Origin of the sequence: Parvimonas parva (assembly GCF_016552165.1) — a bacterium.
Taxonomy (GTDB): Bacteria; Bacillota; Clostridia; order Tissierellales; family Peptoniphilaceae; genus Parvimonas; species Parvimonas parva.
Genome location: NZ_JACVDA010000028.1, coordinates 1 through 18431 on the forward strand (window position 1 = coordinate 1; position 18431 = coordinate 18431).

14 protein-coding genes are annotated in these 18431 nt (G+C 25.9%); 3 read left to right on the plus strand and 11 right to left on the minus strand.

The window, feature by feature from the left end; genetic code table 11:
- Positions 1 to 128: 128 nt before the first annotated feature.
- From IBJ83_RS07715 to IBJ83_RS07735, 5 genes are all read right to left on the minus strand, one after another.
- Entirely contained in the window at positions 129 to 773 is a 645-nt protein-coding gene (locus IBJ83_RS07715) for a hypothetical protein (protein ID WP_201275995.1), read from the minus strand.
- Positions 774 to 895: 122 nt separating this feature from the next.
- On the minus strand, positions 896 to 3319 hold the full coding sequence (locus IBJ83_RS07720; RefSeq protein ID WP_201275996.1) for an ATP-dependent Clp protease ATP-binding subunit: 2424 nt from the start codon (positions 3317 to 3319) through the stop codon (positions 896 to 898).
- A gap of 10 nt (positions 3320 to 3329) precedes the next feature.
- The gene (locus IBJ83_RS07725; protein WP_201275997.1) at positions 3330 to 4307 is read right to left on the minus strand and encodes an ATP--guanido phosphotransferase; all 978 of its coding nucleotides are present in this window, start codon (positions 4305 to 4307) and stop codon (positions 3330 to 3332) included.
- Entirely contained in the window at positions 4300 to 4794 is a 495-nt protein-coding gene (locus IBJ83_RS07730; protein ID WP_201275998.1) for a hypothetical protein, read from the minus strand. Before IBJ83_RS07730 ends, IBJ83_RS07725 begins: the two co-directional genes overlap by 8 nt.
- Positions 4787 to 5251, minus strand: coding sequence for a CtsR family transcriptional regulator (locus tag IBJ83_RS07735; RefSeq protein WP_068472003.1), 465 nt, complete (start codon positions 5249 to 5251; stop codon positions 4787 to 4789). The genes IBJ83_RS07730 and IBJ83_RS07735 overlap by 8 nt, the downstream gene beginning before the upstream one ends.
- 326 nt (positions 5252 to 5577) lie before the next feature.
- Between IBJ83_RS07735 and IBJ83_RS07740 the strand changes: the two genes are divergently transcribed.
- Both IBJ83_RS07740 and IBJ83_RS07745 read left to right on the plus strand, forming a co-directional pair.
- Entirely contained in the window at positions 5578 to 6633 is a 1056-nt protein-coding gene (locus IBJ83_RS07740; RefSeq protein ID WP_068472001.1) for an NAD(P)-dependent alcohol dehydrogenase, read from the plus strand.
- 61 nt (positions 6634 to 6694) lie between these two features.
- Entirely contained in the window at positions 6695 to 7648 is a 954-nt protein-coding gene (locus IBJ83_RS07745) for a GTP-binding protein (RefSeq protein ID WP_068471999.1), read from the plus strand.
- A gap of 463 nt (positions 7649 to 8111) precedes the next feature.
- Here the strand turns inward: IBJ83_RS07745 and coaE are convergent, their stop codons facing one another.
- Together coaE and polA are read right to left on the minus strand one after the other, a co-directional pair.
- A complete protein-coding gene (gene coaE / locus IBJ83_RS07750; protein WP_068471997.1) occupies positions 8112 to 9833 on the minus strand; it encodes a dephospho-CoA kinase in 1722 nt (573 codons plus the stop codon).
- Positions 9820 to 12450 carry a DNA polymerase I gene (gene polA / locus IBJ83_RS07755; RefSeq protein ID WP_201275999.1) on the minus strand — a complete coding sequence of 877 codons (2631 nt, stop codon included), beginning with the start codon at positions 12448 to 12450 and terminating at the stop codon, positions 9820 to 9822. Before polA ends, coaE begins: the two co-directional genes overlap by 14 nt.
- Positions 12451 to 12648: 198 nt before the next feature.
- On the opposite strand from polA, the gene murC reads away from it, so the two are divergent.
- A complete protein-coding gene (gene murC, locus IBJ83_RS07760) occupies positions 12649 to 14049 on the plus strand; it encodes a UDP-N-acetylmuramate--L-alanine ligase (RefSeq protein WP_201276000.1) in 1401 nt (466 codons plus the stop codon).
- 45 nt (positions 14050 to 14094) lie between these two features.
- Here the strand turns inward: murC and IBJ83_RS07765 are convergent, their stop codons facing one another.
- From IBJ83_RS07765 to IBJ83_RS07780, 4 genes are read right to left on the minus strand one after another with little or no spacing between them, the layout of a single operon-like run.
- Positions 14095 to 15564: a hypothetical protein gene (locus tag IBJ83_RS07765; RefSeq protein WP_201276001.1), complete on the minus strand. Its 1470-nt coding sequence runs from the start codon at positions 15562 to 15564 to the stop codon at positions 14095 to 14097.
- A gap of 41 nt (positions 15565 to 15605) precedes the next feature.
- A complete protein-coding gene (gene rlmD, locus IBJ83_RS07770; protein WP_201276002.1) occupies positions 15606 to 16922 on the minus strand; it encodes a 23S rRNA (uracil(1939)-C(5))-methyltransferase RlmD in 1317 nt (438 codons plus the stop codon).
- Positions 16922 to 18001, minus strand: a complete 1080-nt coding sequence (locus IBJ83_RS07775; protein ID WP_231698913.1) for a ribonuclease E/G — start codon at positions 17999 to 18001, stop codon at positions 16922 to 16924. Before IBJ83_RS07775 ends, rlmD begins: the two co-directional genes overlap by 1 nt.
- Positions 18002 to 18010: 9 nt before the next feature.
- A complete protein-coding gene (locus IBJ83_RS07780) occupies positions 18011 to 18292 on the minus strand; it encodes a hypothetical protein (protein WP_201276003.1) in 282 nt (93 codons plus the stop codon).
- Positions 18293 to 18431 lie beyond the last annotated feature (139 nt).

Here is an 18431-nt window from a genome sequence, read left to right on the forward strand (position 1 = left end):
ATCCTAAAAAAATATTCAATTACAAAACACCTAGAGAATTATTTTTATGTGGCTAATTTATTCTTGCAATTTAGGATAGATATTAGTTTATTTGAAGAAAATGACAAAAAAACTAGTAAATATAGAGTTTAATTTTTATTTAATTTTATTATTTCTATTGTTTTCAAAACATTATATGGAATTTTATCTTTTGGAATGTGTTTTTTCAATGTTTTCTTGTAAATCAATTCACTTTGAACTGTATTCTTAGTAGTTATTTTCTTATTTTCTCTAATAAAAACACCCTTATCTTTAAGTATCACAGCCATATCATCAATAGCATAACCTGTTGTCATCTGAAAATTCAATCTACCACTTTCATAAGAAACAATTGGATATGCAATTATATTATTTTTCTGTTTTATAAAAGCAACATAATGATTATCTACAAAACTATAAGGTTGACACAGTTCTATTGGGAGATTTTCATCAAAATATACATTCGAATCCTTAAAAAATTCCTTAAATTCATTTTCTTTTACTTTTATAAAATTTTCTTTGAAAAAATTAACAACCTCATCTGAAACCTTATTACTTACAAAATACAAAGCATCATTCATTTTTTCTTCATCACTTGCATTTTCATCATATTTTTCATCTAATTGATAAACTGTAATCGGTTTTAATTCATATATAGTTTTCATATCTCCATTTACATTTTCATAATTCATAAAAACATACGCAGATAAGCAAATAAACAACAAACTAAATATATATTTAGAATAATTTTTCATAGTATCCCTCCTATTAAACAGTTATAAACACATTATCAATTTATCCAAACATGTCTTTTAATAAATAATATCACATTTTTGCAATTTAGTCAACTAAAAAGAGAGCTTTTGCTCTCTTAGATTTATTGTGTCTTAACTTTTACTTTTTCTAATACTATATTTCCTCTTTTTACGTCTAGGAACAATTTTTCATCATCAAGAATCGTATCTTTTAAAATTTCATCTGCAATTTTATTTTCAAGTTCTGATTTTATAATTCTTTCAAGAGGTCTTGCTCCATAAGATTTATCAAATCCCATATCGGATAATTTTTTTACAAGCTTTGAACTATATCCGATATTAAGCCCTAAATTTTTAAGTCTTTTCTTTAACTTTTCAAGTAAAAGCTCTGTAATTTTCATTATATCTTTTTCATCTAATCTTGAAAAGACGATGATATCATCTACCCTGTTTAAAAATTCCGGTTTAAACATAATTTTTAATTCAGAATTTACAATTTCTTTTATTCTATCATATTCTTTTTCCTCTTCATCTTTCTTTGATGAAAAGCCCAAAGTATTTTTCTTATCAATAGTAGATGCTCCGACATTTGAAGTCATAATGATTACAGTATTTTTGAAATTAACAGTTTTTCCTTGTGAATCTGTTAGCCTACCATCATCTAAAATTTGAAGTAACATATTAAATACATCAGGGTGAGCTTTTTCAATTTCATCGAATAGAATTACACTATATGGCTTTCTTCTAACTGCCTCTGTTAAATATCCACCCTCTCCATATCCAACATATCCTGGTGGAGAGCCTATCAATTTAGAAACAGTATGCTTTTCCATATACTCACTCATATCTATTCTGATCATATTTTCTTCAGATTCAAATAAAAGATTAGCCAAAGATTTTGCAAGATAAGTTTTTCCAACTCCTGTTGCTCCAACAAAGATAAAACTACCTATCGGCTTACTACCTAAAGAAACCCCTGCCCTTGACCTTTTTATTGCATTGGCAACTCTATCAATCGCCGTTCCTTGTCCTATAACAATATTTTTCAAATTATCAGAAAGAGATAAATATTTTTGACTTTCCTTTGCAGTTAATCTATTAACAGGAATTTTGCTCCAATCAGAAACAATCTTTGCAATATCATCATATTTTAAAGTTAGACTTTCATTATTTTTTCTATCTTTTTTTATCTCTTTAAGCTTTTTTATTTCTTCTAAATTTTCTTCGTATTTATCCTTACATTCTTGTGCTTTTAAAAATTCTTGTTTTGCAACTAAATCTTTTATTTCAGCTTTCAATTTGATATTTTCATCTTTTAAGAAATTTATATCATCTGTATTTAGATATGATTTTATTCTTACCATAGAACCAGCCTCATCTATCAAGTCGATAGCCTTATCAGGTAAAAATCTATCCGTTAAATATCTATTTGAAAGTTCAACTGATGCTTTTATTGCCTCATCTGTAATTTTTATACCATGATGTTTTTCATACTTTTCCTTTAGTCCAAGTAAAATATTTATAGTTTCATTTACAGTCGGCTCTAAAACTTCAATCGGTTGTAATCTTCTTTCAAGAGCAGAATCCTTTTCAATATGCTTTCTATATTCATCAATAGTTGTTGCTCCAATTAATTGAATCTCTCCTCTAGCTAAAAATGGTTTTAAGATATTTGCAGCGTCAATAGAGCCTTCACTACCACCCGTTCCAACTATATTATGAAATTCATCAATGAAGATAATTACATTTTTATTTTCCATAATTTCTGTTAGAGTATCTTTTATTCTCTTTTCAAAATCTCCACGATACTTACTTCCTGCAAGCATTGCGGGTAAATCTAAACTATAAATTGTTTTATTTTCTAAAACTGTTGGCACTTTACCCTCTACAATCCTAAGCGCAAGTCCCTCTGCTATTGCTGTCTTTCCAACACCAGCCTCTCCAATCAAAACAGGATTGTTTTTTGTTCTCCTAAGTAAAATCTGTAAAATCCTATCTATTTCCTTATCTCTACCAATAACCGGGTCAATCTTACCATTCTTCGCTCTTTCATTCAAATTTACAGTATATTTTTCTAAAGATTCGGTTGATAATCCCTCACTAACATTTGAATCTACATCAAAATTTATTTTTTCCTTTATATCTGCTGAAATTCCTTCAGGACTAATCCCTGATTCAATAAGCATTTTATATGCAAGACAATCTTTAAGCTCCATAAGAGAAATCAAAAGATGGCAAGGTAAAACTTGAACATTATCTGAGTTCATAGCAATACTCATTGCATTATCTACAACTTTTCTTGCATTTTTAGATAATTTACTTGCAACATTATTAAAACTTCCCATTCCTCTTTTATTTATCAAATAACTCTTCAACGAATTATAATTTACTCCGGCTGAAACAAGACATTCTGTTTCTCTACTGTTTACTTTCATAAACGCAAGTAAAATATGCTCTGTTCCAATATAATCATCTTTCAAATAAAAAGATTCATTCACAGCATAACGAATAAATTCATCAACACTTCTAATTATATTTTCATACATAAAATCACCTCTATATCAATTTAAGAACGCTATCTAAAAGCTCCACATTACTTTCCTTTTCAGGTAAAAAAGTTGAACTTCTAACTTTCATAAGACATTCATATAATAATTTCACATCATAACCCACAATAAGCTCTAAACTTTGTAGCAACAGACAAAGAGAAATAAATTTACTAACTATATATGGAGTTATATTTTCTCTCTTTATCAATATTTTTTTATATTTTTCAAACTTTTCTCTATAATAATCGGTTTTTATTCCTAAAAGCTTTCTACGATTATCAATTTCTAAATTTACAATCTCCGTAATATATTTGTCCATTTTTCTAATAGCAGAAAATTCCTCAGCAGTAGGATTTAAAAATTCTGCAATATAAAAATCTTCACAAAGACCTAATTCAGATAAAGAATAAAATTTAATCCCTAAATTTCTCATTTTCTTTTCTAAAAAGTCAGTCGTTTTATAATATTTCAATGACGGAATATGTAAAACACCTGTCATTTTAAGACCATTTCCGACCAAATTCACATCTTCAAAAACATATCCAAAATTTGTATTAAAAGCAAAATCCAATTTACTATCCATATCAGACTCTAATCCATAAGCAAAATGACCACATCTAAAAAAATTAACCCCCGGAAGTTTTCCGGTAAATCTAAGATGCTCTCTAATATTAATATTTACAAAAGCAAATTCATCATCTCTTGAGCCTACATAAGAATTTTCTCTAAAAATATCATTACAATCTAAAAACAACCCCTTATTGTAATATTTTAAAACTTTTTCCTTAGTATTCACCTTTTCAAAAGAAAATCTATCACTATAATACAATTTATAAAATGATGAGCAAATTTTATTGTAGAGTTTAACTTCATCCTCAAAAGACAACATATAATTGAATCTATAATCTTTTATATTTCTATAAACATCAACCTGACTGGAAAGAGAAATATATTTTTCGGAAAATTTTCCTAAAAAACTACTCATTTATCTTCCTCCTAAGTTTTAGATTTTTATTTGTAAAATCTTTTATAGTATTTTTCAAAACTTCACATCTTTTATATTCTTCCATTTCAATACTATATTCCAATTCCCTTTTTAAATCAGCAATTTTCACTTGATTTTTAAAAAATTCTTCGGTATATTCAGGCCTTTTACCCTTATATTTATTAGGCTCATTATATAAAAATCTTCTAAGAAAATTAGAATAAACAAGTGTCGGTTTTAATTTCCTTTTTTCTATAACTTTGTAAATAGTTTCAAAACAACAAGGACAGACAGTAGTTTTTACAAAAACCATATCTTTTATGAAAGTTTTACATTTTTTACATTTGACATTTGAATTAGAAATTTGTCCTTTAAAATCAGCAAATAATTCACTTTTTTCATCAGCTTTCAAAGATTCAAAAAAACTATCATACTTACTATCTGATATTTCTCTTTCATAATGTATTGATGCAATTTTTCTACTCATTTTCCCTCCTAAAAGAATATAAAATATTAAGCAAAACATTCGACCTTAAACTATCTCTTCCCTTACTATCTATGCAAAGAGAATTATCACTTATAGCGTGTAAAATAATAAATCTTTCTCTTTTTGTGATATATCCAAGTTCAAATATTCTATTTACAATTCTTCGACCTTCATTAAAAGTTATAGAATTTTCCTCTAAATATTCCATAATAGAATTAAAAAAACTGTCTTCATTTGAAAGAGTAGCAATCTTTATGTAACCACTCCCACCACGATGACTTTCTATATAGTATCCATTAGTTGAAGAAAATCTTGTTGTCAAAACATAATTTATTTGAGATGGAGCACAAGAAAACTTACTTGCTAAATCATTTCTTCCAATCTCTATAATTCCATTTTCTGAATTTTCCAACATTTCTTTTAAAAATTTTTCAATAATATCGCTAACACCAGCCATACAATCACCTCTTGACCTACTTTGACCTTTTCTATATTATACCCAACGAATAAAAACTTTTTACATTTTGAAAAATATTTTTAAAATTTTTACTAATCTTTATAGATTAAAAAAGATTTATAATTTACTCAAAAAAATTTTTTTATATAATATACTGTGATATTATTTTATCTATTAAATTATTTTGATTTTTTTTATCGAAAGTTAAGTTTTTGTCAAAAAAATCTATGCAAATACTAAAATTTATATTGACAATGTTCAAATGTAGGTTTATAATATTTCTACAATATTTATTATTGTAAAAATATTAAAGGAGGATTTTTGTTATGAAAGGTTTTGCAATGAAAAAAATCGGAGAAATCGGTTGGATTGAAAAAGAAGAACCATTTTGTGGTCCTATGGATGCTTTAGTTAAACCATTAGCCCTATCACCTTGCACTTCAGATGTACATACTGTTTGGGAAGGTGCTATCGGTGATAGAAAAGATATGATTTTAGGTCATGAAGGTTGTGGTGTTGTTGTTAAAGTTGGTGAATTAGTAAAAGATTTTAAAATTGGAGACAGAGTTATGGTCGCAGCTATAACTCCCGATTGGAACTCTTTAGAAGCACAAGGTGGTTTTAGTATGCATTCTGGAGGGATGCTTGCTGGTTGGAAATTTTCAAACTTTAAAGATGGTGTTTTTGGAGAAGTTTTCCATGTGAATGACGCGGATGGAAATCTTGCACATTTACCTGACGAAATTTCTCCAGAAGAAGCATGTATGCTTTCTGATATGGTTCCTACAGGTTTCCACGGAGTTGAACTTGCTGATGTTCAATTTGGAGATACTGTATTAGTTGTTGGAATTGGACCTGTTGGTCTTATGGCAGTTGCTGGTGCTAATTTAAGAGGAGCATCTAGAATAATTTGTGTTGGTACAAGGGAAATATGTAAACAAGTTGCTAAGGGATATGGTGCAACTGATTTCATAGGATATAAAGAAGGTTCTATAGATGAACAAGTTTTAAAACTAACAAATGGTGTTGGTGTCGATAAAGCTATAATAGCAGGTGGTGGAGTTGAAACTTTTGAACCTGTAATAAAGTGTTTAAAACCAGGTGGAAAAATTGGTAATGTAAATTATTTAGGTTCAGGTACTTATATCAATATCCCACGTATTGAATGGGGTGTTGGTATGGGTCATAAACAAATTTTAGGTGGACTTATGCCTGGCGGTCGTTTACGTTTAGAAAAACTTGCATCACTTATTGCATGTGGAAAATTAGATGTTAAACCTTTATTAACTCACAAATTTAAAGGATTTGAACATGTTGAAGATGCTTTATTGTTAATGAAAGATAAACCTGCTGATTTAATTAAACCAGTGGTTGTTCTTTAGTAAAAAATTAAATTATAACTATGGGGGAGTTAAACTCCCCCATATTAATTATTGGAGTAATATGAAAATACTAATTATATCTGGATTTTTAGGTTCAGGAAAAACTACTTTTATAAAAGAAATGGTTAAAAAAACAAAAAAACAATTCGTAATTGTTGAAAATGAATTTGGAAAACTTGGTTTAGATGGAAATCTAATAAAAGAAAATTTTAATAATGAAGAAATAAAGATTTGGGAATTAACAGAAGGTTGTATATGTTGTTCATTAAATTTAGATTTTACACATTCTATATTAACAATAGCAAATACCATAAATCCTGAATATTTGATAGTAGAACCAAGTGGAGTTGCTATGCTAAGCAATATAATAGAACAACTATCGAAAATATGCTATGAAAATATAGTACTACTATCCCCCATAGTAATTATAGATGCAAATAACTTTAAAAATAATTTAGAAAATTACTCTGAGTATTTCTTAGATCAGCTAAATAATTCTTCAAAAGTAATTTTAAGCAAATCAGAAAATTTGTCAGAAGTAGAATTTTCTAATATTAAAAACGAACTAGAGATAAATCGAAAATTAGTAAATTTCAATCTAACACATTATTCAAATTGGACAAAACAAGATTGGGAGAACTTATTTAATAATGAATATTCTATAAAAAAAGATCACAAAGGCGAATTAAAAGTAGTGTTTAATAAAATAGAAATAGACGAAGAACAAATACTTGAAAATATTTCTTTACTAAATATAAAAATAAAAAATATTCCTGAATTAATTTTTAAATTAAATGTATTAATGTCTAAACAATTAGGAAATATTGTGAGAGCAAAAGGATATTTTAACATAAAAGATTTTTGGTTTAAATTTGATTTAGTAAATGATAATTACGAGATATGTGGATGCAATCCAATGGAAGATTCAAGAGTTGTAATAATAGGAAAAAAATTAAATAAAAAATACATACATCAAATTTTTAACAAAAATAATTTTAAAAAACTAAATTCTTAATAAAATAAATGTGTACTGCATCCATTTCTTATATCAAAAATTTTGGATGCAGTTTTCTCCACAATTTATCTAAAATATTATCAAACAGCAGTCATTACCTTCCCTATCTAATAAATTCCATAAACTAATGCTCCAACAAACAATAGTCTAAACAAAGAAAGTAAAGAAAGAGAAAAATATTTCTTTTTTCTTTTGTGTCTCTATTAAAACTTAAAATAAGAATAGAAAACTTATTATAAATATAATTAATCCAAATCTAAAAACAATTTCTAGCATAAAAAAAACAATGTTATAGCTTCCCATTACAATATTTTTATAAAATTATGCTGATTATACAATATATATTTTTTATATCCAATTATAGAACATTCCATTATAGAAAGCATATAACTTAGTTTTCTAATATAACAAAAAAACAACGGGATTTTATCACCCGTTGATCTTTGAATTCATACTATTTTATTTAAAAACTTCTAAAAATATATCTAAATGTATTTTTTACATTTTCCATAAATTTTGAAAATCCTTTTGTTTTCTTCTTTGGAAATTCCTTTCCATATAAAATTTCATAAGCTTTTAAAGCCTTATTAACTTTATAAACATAATGTTTTGTTTCTGATGAAGGGATATTGTAAAGAGTAACTCCATCGTTTGAATACTTAGCATCTTTTAACCAAGTATTAACACTTCCAATTCCTCCATTATAGGCTGCATAAACAGTATCCATATTACTAAAGTTTTGAGTCAAATATTTTATATAATATGTTCCAATTTTTATATTAGTTTCAGGGTCATTTAAATCTAATGAATTCACATCTACTTGCATCAATTTTGCAATATGTTTTGCAGTATCAGGTAAAATTTGCATCAATCCTTTTGCATTAACCTTACTTGTCGCATCGCTTTTAAAATTACTTTCAACTCTCATTATAGCTAATACAACTTTAGGGTCAACTCCATATTCATCAGAATATTTTTGTATCTCTTCAATATAATTTATCGGATAATTATTTCCTCCATAATATATCGCTCCAAAAAATAAAGCATTAACCAATACTAATAGTGCAACTATCAACATTAATATTTTTTTCCATAATTTCATCTTTTTCTTTTTTCTACCTTTTTGTTCATTTTTTTTAACTTCTAATTCTTGTTCTTCTGTTTCTTCTTCGAAAAAAACTGTATTATCATTTACTAAATTCTTATTAATTACACCTGTATCTCCAATATTTTCACGTAAAGAACTTAAATCTGTTAATTTAGTTTTTTCCATACCAAGAGAATCTTGCTTTTCTAAAATTTTTAAATCAACATTTTCTTTTGGTGTATTTTCTTCTACATTTTCAGAAAATACAGATTGCATAAATTCTTTTAAATCTGCATCTTTTTGCTTAGATTTATCTGTTTCTTCAACTTTTGAAACTTCATCATCTAATTCTTCAGATTTAACTAAATTATCTTTTTCAAAATTTTCAGGTTCTTCTAAAACTTCTTTTGCTTCATCTAATTCTTCAACTTCTTTTTCTTGTTTATTTTGTCTTAGCTTTGCAAAAAATCCGATTTTTTTCTTTTCTTTTATGCAACTATTTTCAAAAAATAAATCAACTTTTTTCTTTAAATCTTCAAAATCTCCATTATTTTCAACTGATAAAATATCATAATCGTCGCTTTCAAACTCTGATTGAATTGACATAATTCTACTTGCAAGTTCTTCTGTCATTCCTTTTCTTTGCATAATTCTAGCGAATCTAACTTCATCACTTGCAGTAATATTCCAAACTTCATCAATATTAATTAATTTTTTTAATCTATCTATTGATTCATTCAATAATGGAATTTGTAGAAATACAACTTCAGCATCAGAATTTTTAGCAAGATTAACCATATTTTTTAAAATAACAGGGTGAGTTAGAGCATTAAGTCTTTCTCTATTTTCATCGTTGAAAAATACAGTTCTTCTTAATTTTGCCTTTGATATATTTCCTTTTTCATTTAAAATACTATCTCCAAACTCATTTACTAAAACTTTATAAAGAACGGCTCCTCTTTTATATAATTCTTTAACTTGGTCATCGGCATCTAAAACTAAATAATCTTCACATCTTTCTTCGATAAGTTTAGATAAACTACTCTTACCACTTGCGATTTGTCCAGTGATAACAATATATTTTTTATTTTGACTCATACCAATTCCTCCCTTCACAAACATCTACTTTCAATGGTAAATCCAACTTATATACATTTTCCATTGAATCTTTTAAAATTTCCTTAACTCTTTCTCTTTCATTCTCATCACATTCGATTATAAGCTCATCGTGAACTTGTAAAATCAATTTAGCATTAAGTTTTTCTTCCTTTAATCTTTCATAAACTTTAATCATAGCAAGTTTTATAATATCAGCTGCACTTCCTTGAATAGGTGTATTTAATGCAATTCTCTCTCCAAAACTTCTAATATTAAAATTCTTTGAATTTATTTCAGGAATATATCTCTTTCTATCTAAAATAGTAGTTACAAAACCGTCTTTTTTGGCTTTCTCAACAATTTTTTCCATATAATCTTTTATATCTAAATAAGTATTTAAATAACCGTCAATATATTGTTTTGCCTCTTTCCTTGTGATATTCAAATCCTTTGAAAGACCATAATCACTTATTCCATAAACAATTCCAAAATTTACAGCCTTTGCATTACGTCTTTGATTAGCAGTTACCTCATCAATAGGAACTCCAAAAACTTCACTTGCAGTTTTGCTATGAATATCCAAATCATTTTTGAAAGAATCAATCATAACTGAATCTTTAGACAGATGAGCTAAAACTCTAAGCTCTATTTGTGAATAGTCCGCATCGATAAAAACTTTATTTTTATCTGCAACAAATACTTTTCTGATATTTCTTCCCTCTTCACTTCTTATCGGAATATTTTGTAAATTAGGGTCAACAGAACTAAGTCTTCCTGTTGCAGTAATCATCTGTTTAAATGAAGTCCTAACCCTACCGTCATTCATAATATATTCCAAAATTCCATCTAAATAAGTTGAAATTAATTTATTCAAAGACCTATACTTTAAAATATAGTCTGCTATTTCATGTTTTTCAGATAATTTTTCTAAAACTTCAACATCAGTTGAATACCCTGTTTTAGTTTTCTTAATAACGGGAAGTTCCATTTTTTCAAATAAAATCGCTCCAAGTTGTTTTGGAGAGTTTAAGTTAAAAGTTTCTCCTGCAAACTCATAAACTTTTTGCTCATACCCATAAGCGAGTTTAGAATACTCTTCCTTCAACTCAACAATCTTATCTCTATCAACTAAAACTCCAACATTTTCCATATCTGCAAGAACTTTAACCAAAGGCTTTTCAACTTCTTCATACAATGAAATTAAATTATTTTCTTTCGCCTTTTCATTAAATAAATTATACAATTTGAAAATAGCAAATACATTTTGTGAAATGTATTTAAAAATAATCTCTTCGTCCAATTCGAAAAAAGTCTTTTTATTTTTACCTTTTCCAAATTTTTCTTTTATATCTAAAATTTCAAAGTCCAAAAACTCTTTACTAACTCTTGAAATCTCATAACTTCCCTTATTTGAATCAATTAGATATTCTAAAATCATAACATCTTCATAATTTTTAAAATCTAAATTATTTTTTAAAGCAAAAAATAATTCTTCCTTTATATCATAACCAATTTTTACTACATCTAAATTACAAAACTTTTCAAAATATTTTAAAGTAAATTCTCTACAGATATAAACTTTTTTGTTTACATCTGAATAAATTCCAATATAAAATTCATCTCTATAAATATAATTTTTATCGGAGAAAAATTTAATGGATACAGCCTTGTCATCTTTTATTTTTTCAAAAATTTCAGAAAAATTAATAATTTCAAAATCAATATTTTGATTTGTTTTTTCTGCATTTTCTTTTTTACTATCTTTAAAATATTTATTTATAATACTTTTAAATTCCAATTTTTCAAGTTTTTCAATATATTCAGAAGTATTTACTTCCTTAATTACAAAATCATCAATATTCTTTTCAAGTGGAACATTTAAGAAAATTTCTCCAAGATAACGACTCAAATATGCCTTATCTTTTTCATTTTCAAGATTTTCTTTTAACTTCCCTTTAAGATTTCCTAAATTTTCGTATAAATTATCAAGCGTTCCATACTCTTGAATAAGTTTTAAAGCAGTTTTTTCTCCAACCCCCTTAACACCTGGAATGTTATCGGAGCTATCGCCTTGAAGCGCCTTAACATCGATTAATTGTTTAGGAGAAAGACCATAATCTTCTAAAACAGATTCCATATTCATAAGTTTAATTTCACTTATTCCCTTTTTAGTTAAATGAACAAAAATATTTTCATCAACTAATTGCAAGTAATCTCTATCTCCTGTAAAAATATCTACCTCAAAACCCTCTTTTTGAGCAAGTTTTGCAACAGTTCCCAAAATATCATCAGCCTCATACTCATCAAGCTCTAAATAATTTACATTCATAGAAGAAAGTAAATCCTTTAAAATTCCAAATTGGTATGTTATTTCATTAGGAGCCTTATCACGAGTTCCTTTATAATCAGAAAACTCATTATGTCTAAAAGTTTTTGAACCCTTATCAAAGGCAACAAAAATATGAGTTGGTTTTATTAACTCCAACGCTTTGTAATACATATTTAAAAATCCATAAACTCCGTTTACGAAAACACCGTCTTTAGTTGTTAAATTTTTTATTGCATAAAAAGCCCTAAAAATAAGACTTGAACCGTCAATCAAAAGTATTTTTTTCATTTTTTTCTCCAAAATATAAAGTTACACTTATTATATCATAAAGTTGAATTTTTTGAAAATTTAATAAATTTTTTATTGCTTTTTGTACATAATTATTTAATAATTAAACGAAAACTATTTGATTATCATATTGAAACTATGATATAATTAGTATGACTTAATAACTTAGTCATACAATTAATACAATGGAGATTTATTATGTTTAAATTTGATTTTAATGATAAAAAATATAAAAATATACATTTCATCGGAATTGGTGGAATAAGTATGAGTGGAATTGCAAAATTACTTTTGAAAAAAGGATATAATATTTCAGGAAGTGATAGAAATACTTCAAAAGAAATCCAAATTTTAGAAAAAAATGGAGCTAAAATTTTTATTGGACAAAAGAAAGAAAATATTCAAAATCCGGATTTAATTGTATATACAGATGCAATTTTACCGGATAATGAAGAATTGATAAAAGCAAAATCTATTGGTGTTCCTTGTGTTACAAGAGGACAATTTTTAGGAGCTTTAATGAGAAATTATCTTCATTCAATAGCAATTTCAGGCTCTCACGGAAAGAGTTCAACTACAAGTATGATTTCAAAAATTTTAATTAATTCCCCTTTTAAGCCGTCAATTTTAATCGGTGGAAATTTAGATGAAATAGACGGAAATGTACTATGTGGAAACGAAGACTATCTGGTAACTGAGGCTTGTGAATTCAAAGCAAATATATTGCATTATTATCCAAGTATGGCAATTATTTTAAATATTGACGAGGACCATTTAGATTTTTACAAAAATTTAGACCATATTGTTGATACTTTTATCGGTTATATGAAAAATCTTGATGAAGATTCAAAAGCTATAATAAATATTGACGACCCGAACTGTATTCCACTATTAGAACATATAAAAGGAGAAACTATTACCTTTGGCGTAAACAACGAAAAAGCAACTTATAACATTACAAATATAAGTTTTGACAAAGTTGGTCATCCTTGTTTTGACATTGAAAATGAAAAATTTGGAAAACATCATTTCTGCTTAAATATAATTGGTAGGCATAATATTTATAATGCAGCTGCTGCAATCATTGCAACTTACGAAACAGGAATTGACGTAGAAACTATAAAAGAGGCTATTTCAAAGTATAGAAATCTTCATAGAAGAATGGAAGTTTATGGAGTAATTGGAAATGATAAAAAAGCTACTATATTAACAGATTACGGTCATCACCCAAGAGAAATAAAAAGTTGTTTAAGTTCAATCGCCGAACATAAAGAAGGCAGACTTGTTTGTATATTCCAACCACATACTTACTCAAGAACAAAAACATTATTAAATGACTTTGCAAAATGTTTTGATGATTGTGATGAAGTAATAGTTACAGAAATATATGCAGCAAGAGAAAAGTTTGACCCAACAATCCATTCAATAGATTTAGTTGAAAAATTAAATAAAAATGGTGTAAATGCAATTTACTTAAAAACTTTTGAAGAGGCAAGAGATTATATATTTGAAACATTCAAAAACAAAGATACAATAATTACAACAGGCTGTGGAAACCCACACGAACTTGCAAAGATGATTGTTGAAGATTATAAATAAAAATTGATAAAAACTAAAGACCTGCTAAAACAGGTCTTTTATATTTTATTCATAATCTTCATATAGATAATAATCAGATTTAACACATTTACGAATTATTCTTTTAGTTTTTTCAATAGGAAACGGTGAATTTTTTTCGTTAAAATATTCAATTTTAACAACTTTTACTATTTTTATTTTATGTTCCTTACCAACGGAAACCAAAACATCATCACCTATATTTATGTTATTATCCTCAGAAATATAGTAATATTTCTTACCACAATCTGAAAATACAACACTACAAAACATAAAATCGTACTTAGAAGAAAGTTTCTTATCATAAACTTTTTCGTCAAATAATTCTTTATAATCAAAAAATTTGATTAAATGTTCTATATTATAAATAAGATTTCTCCAGCACTTTGGCAAATTATTTTTATAATAAAAGCCGTTAATAACCTTTTGACCTTTCTTTTTAAAATCAATTATTACACTATATTTTCTTTCTTCATTACTTGGAAAAATAATTTCATTTAAATTTTGTTTATTGTTTTCAAATAAATTTTTTGAATTTATTTCATCTAATAATTTTTTTATTTCATACTTAATTTGATACTTTTTAGAAACAACTATATCCTCACTAATATTTTGAATATGCTCAATAGTTCCTAAATCTGCATCAATAATAAAATTCTCACTATAATTTGTTTCATCATCAGAAATTTTAGTAATCCTATCATATTTTATTTCAAATTTTTCGATTTCGTCATATTTGTTGTTGTCAAACAATAACAAATCATCAATATCTAAAGTATTCCTGATAAATTCGGACAAGCTAAGCGAATCAAAAAATAAATCATTACCTAAAAAATCTTTAAATTTATATTTTTCATAGGATATGTCCTCTAAACTTAAAGTCCAAAAATTCTCATCTATATCATCTTTTGGGAATTTTCTTTTATTAATTGAACAAATTAAATTTTCAAAAATTTTTTCTACCATTTCAGAATCTATATTAAAACTTTTTTCTTCTATTTTTCTTGATATACCGGCAAAATTTTCATATATATAAAATTTAACTTCTCCCAAATTATTCAAGGTAACAACTTCTTCTACAATTTTAGAAACACCTAATTTTTTCAAATGTTTTTTAGATGAAATGTTTACATTTTTTAACCTCTTATCTATAATTTTTACACAAAAAATTTCAACAAATCTAGTAAATGCAATGTTTAACCACAAAGAAAATTCATAAGCATCAGAATTTTTATCAAAAGTTTTAAGTTTATGGTAAATAATTGAGCCTAAAATATCAACATCACTAATATAGTCAACAATATCTTCAAAATCTAAATAATCACAAAAAGCCTCTTCATAACTATACTCAAAACCTATCCCTAAGCCTTCTTTAAAACCCAATTTTTCACAATCATTAATAAGTTTAAAATAAATATCCTGAAATTTATAATTTGTAAAATCTCTAAAAACAGACTCCCACTTAACTGCAAAATCATAAATTTGTTTGTTTTCCATAAAATCACCAACTTACACCTTTATCAAAATCACTTAAATAATTATTTTAATCTCCCAATTTCTACAACAACCTCGCAATGTGCTGTTCTACTGAACATATCGCATAGTTTTACTTTTTGCAATTCAAAGCCACCGTCAATGAAAAGTTTTAAATCTCTTGTTAATGTAGCTCCGTTACAGCTTATATAGACTAATTTTTTTATATTGCTTTTCAATATTGTATCTACAACTTTTTTATCCAATCCCTTTCGTGGAGGGTCCACTGAAACTATGTCTATATTTTTTGTTTTTAGTATTTCTTCAATTTTTTCTTCACTTTTCCCATAGATGAATTCTACATTTTTAACTTCGTTCAGTTTTAAATTTTCTTTTGCATCTTTTACTGCATCTTTTACGACTTCAACGCCGATTACTTTTTTGAAATTTTCTGCAAAGTATATACTTGTCGTTCCTATTCCTGAGTAAAGGTCAAGCAAAGTTTCTTCCTTATTTTCTCCTAAAAATTCTTTTGCTATTTTATATAAATTTTCAGTTTGAAATTTATTTACTTGAAAAAAGCTCTTTGGAGAAATATTAAATTCATATTTTCCGATTTTATCTATAAAAAGTTTTTTTGAAAATACACAAATACATTCATTACCCATAATTATACTTGCTTTTTTAGGATTTATATTTACATATCCACTAACTAAATTTTCGTAAATCTTTAAACTTTTAACAAAATTTTCAACTTCCTTTGTATTTTTCTTTACAACAAAGGTAATCATAATTTCAGAATTAAAATTTGCTCTTATACTGATATTCTTCAAAATTCCCATATCTGTATTAACATCATAAGACTTTATTTTAAATTCTCTTAACTTTTCTTGTAAAAATGGTAAAAATTCATTGATGGCTAAATCACTAATCGGACAGTTTTCAAGCCTTAATTTATTTTCTCCATTATCTACACAATAGCAAAGTTCAAAATTTTCATTTGTCTTTAATTCTATCTTATTTCTATAATTAAGATTTTTTTCATTTCCTAAAATTTCAACATTTTCCAATTCAATTTTAGTATTTTTTCTAAGATTGTTTAAAAACATTTTTTTCTTTAATTCAAGTTCTTTTTCATATTTCAAATTTATAAAAGGATATATATCCGTTAAGTTTTCATCATATTTATTTTCTCTAAATTCACTAAACTTTACATAATTTTTTACATATCCATTAGAAAAATTTTTCTTTTTTTGTGTTATTTCAACATCAACAATATCACCAACAAGTCCACCTTTTACAAAAATTATTCCCTCATCGCTTTTTGCAACTCCAAGTCCTTCATTAGTGTTGTCTATTATTTCTAAATTTTTTATTTCCATTATTTTCCTCTCTGTCTTGTTATCTCATATAGTCCAAGTTTTGTAAATCCGTGAAAATTCCAAATTTTATTGTCTAAAACTTGTATTTTACTAATTTTTTCTTCTAAAATTTCTTTTTCTTTTGCTTTCATATTTATAAAATCAACGATTATTATCCCTGAAATATCTCTAAAAGAAATTTGCCTTAAAATTTCATCAATAGCAATTAAATTTACACTAAGTGCATTTTTACTTTTATCGCTTTCACTTGTCTTTCCTTTTGAATTTACGTCTATAACAGTAAGCGCCTCTGTTTTTTCTATTACTATATTTATATTTTCAACTTCAACAACTTTTTTGTTTAAATTTTCAAGATAAATCCCAATGTTATAGTCATATTTTGGAGAATATTCTTCATCAAAAATCAATTCATTTTTTAAAAATTCATCATTTTTAAATTTTTTATACAACTCTTTTTCATTTAAGATACAACTATATTTTTCATTTTCAATTAAAAAGTCTTCCAAAAAATTTTCTTTTTTATATATCAATTTTGGAACCGGTAAATTATTTATACTGTCCACAATTTCTTGCATTTTTTTCAAATTTTCACTTATATCATTTAACAAAAATTCTTCATCACAATATACAGACTTTGTCCTCAATTTTATTGAAAAATTTGATTTTAAAGCCTTTATTTTATCAATATCAAATTTAAAATCTTTTAATTTTTTTGAAATCAAAATTTCTTCACTATTCTTAAATGAAACAACTGAAAAAAGAGAAGAAATTGAAAAATTCATTGAAACATTAGGCGCCTTATCCCCTGCGTTTATCTTATATATTTCAACAAAAATCACATCTCCAACTTTGATTTCTCCAATGGTATCTTTAAAATCCAAAAATCCGTTTTTTCCATTTTTAAGCTCAACAAAAAAACAATGTAGTGCTACAACTTTTTTTACAACTCTTACTCTATAAATATCTCCTATTTCAAAATCACTAATTTTTTTTACAAAATAGGAATTTAACTTGCTATCTACAACTTTTCCATATTCAATTTCTTCTTCATCTTTATGTATAAATAAATAATCTTTCAAAATTTTCTCCTATTCAATGTATTCAAATTTAATCTTTTTTTCAAAATATTTTTTCATAGGTGTAGAAAAACAAACACAAAAAATATAATTAAGTTGTGCAAGATTGTAATTATACTCTAAAATATTTTTTTTATTTTCTTTTAAATCTTTATTTTCTTTTAAATCTTTATTTTCACCTAAAACTTTTAAATTTTTTAAAATTTTATTAAATTCATATAAATAAAAACCTTGATGCATCACCAAAATAGTAATACAAATTAAAAATATAATATTAAAAAATAAAATAATCATAAAATCTCCATAAAAAAAGAACTTAGACATCATCTAAGTTCTATTTTACCATAAATTTAAATATCCTAAATTGCAAGAATAAATTAGCCACATAAAAATAATTCTCTAGGCGTTTTGTAATTGAATATTTTTTTAGGAT

What these genes read in the sequence shown, in the direction of transcription:
- IBJ83_RS07745 (WP_068471999.1), top strand. Translation starts at nt 6,695, where the DNA reads ATGAAAATACTAATTATATCTGGATTTTTAGGTTCAGGAAAAACTACT.
- IBJ83_RS07740 (WP_068472001.1), top strand. Translation starts at nt 5,578, where the DNA reads ATGAAAGGTTTTGCAATGAAAAAAATCGGAGAAATCGGTTGGATTGAA.
- IBJ83_RS07725 (WP_201275997.1), bottom strand. Translation starts at nt 4,307, where the DNA reads ATGAGTAGTTTTTTAGGAAAATTTTCCGAAAAATATATTTCTCTTTCC.
- rlmD (WP_201276002.1), bottom strand. Translation starts at nt 16,922, where the DNA reads ATGGAAATAAAAAATTTAGAAATAATAGACAACACTAATGAAGGACTT.
- IBJ83_RS07780 (WP_201276003.1), bottom strand. Translation starts at nt 18,292, where the DNA reads ATGATTATTTTATTTTTTAATATTATATTTTTAATTTGTATTACTATT.
- IBJ83_RS07735 (WP_068472003.1), bottom strand. Translation starts at nt 5,251, where the DNA reads ATGGCTGGTGTTAGCGATATTATTGAAAAATTTTTAAAAGAAATGTTG.
- coaE (WP_068471997.1), bottom strand. Translation starts at nt 9,833, where the DNA reads ATGAGTCAAAATAAAAAATATATTGTTATCACTGGACAAATCGCAAGT.
- IBJ83_RS07715 (WP_201275995.1), bottom strand. Translation starts at nt 773, where the DNA reads ATGAAAAATTATTCTAAATATATATTTAGTTTGTTGTTTATTTGCTTA.
- IBJ83_RS07765 (WP_201276001.1), bottom strand. Translation starts at nt 15,564, where the DNA reads ATGGAAAACAAACAAATTTATGATTTTGCAGTTAAGTGGGAGTCTGTT.
- IBJ83_RS07720 (WP_201275996.1), bottom strand. Translation starts at nt 3,319, where the DNA reads ATGTATGAAAATATAATTAGAAGTGTTGATGAATTTATTCGTTATGCT.
- murC (WP_201276000.1), top strand. Translation starts at nt 12,649, where the DNA reads ATGTTTAAATTTGATTTTAATGATAAAAAATATAAAAATATACATTTC.
- polA (WP_201275999.1), bottom strand. Translation starts at nt 12,450, where the DNA reads ATGAAAAAAATACTTTTGATTGACGGTTCAAGTCTTATTTTTAGGGCT.
- IBJ83_RS07730 (WP_201275998.1), bottom strand. Translation starts at nt 4,794, where the DNA reads ATGAGTAGAAAAATTGCATCAATACATTATGAAAGAGAAATATCAGAT.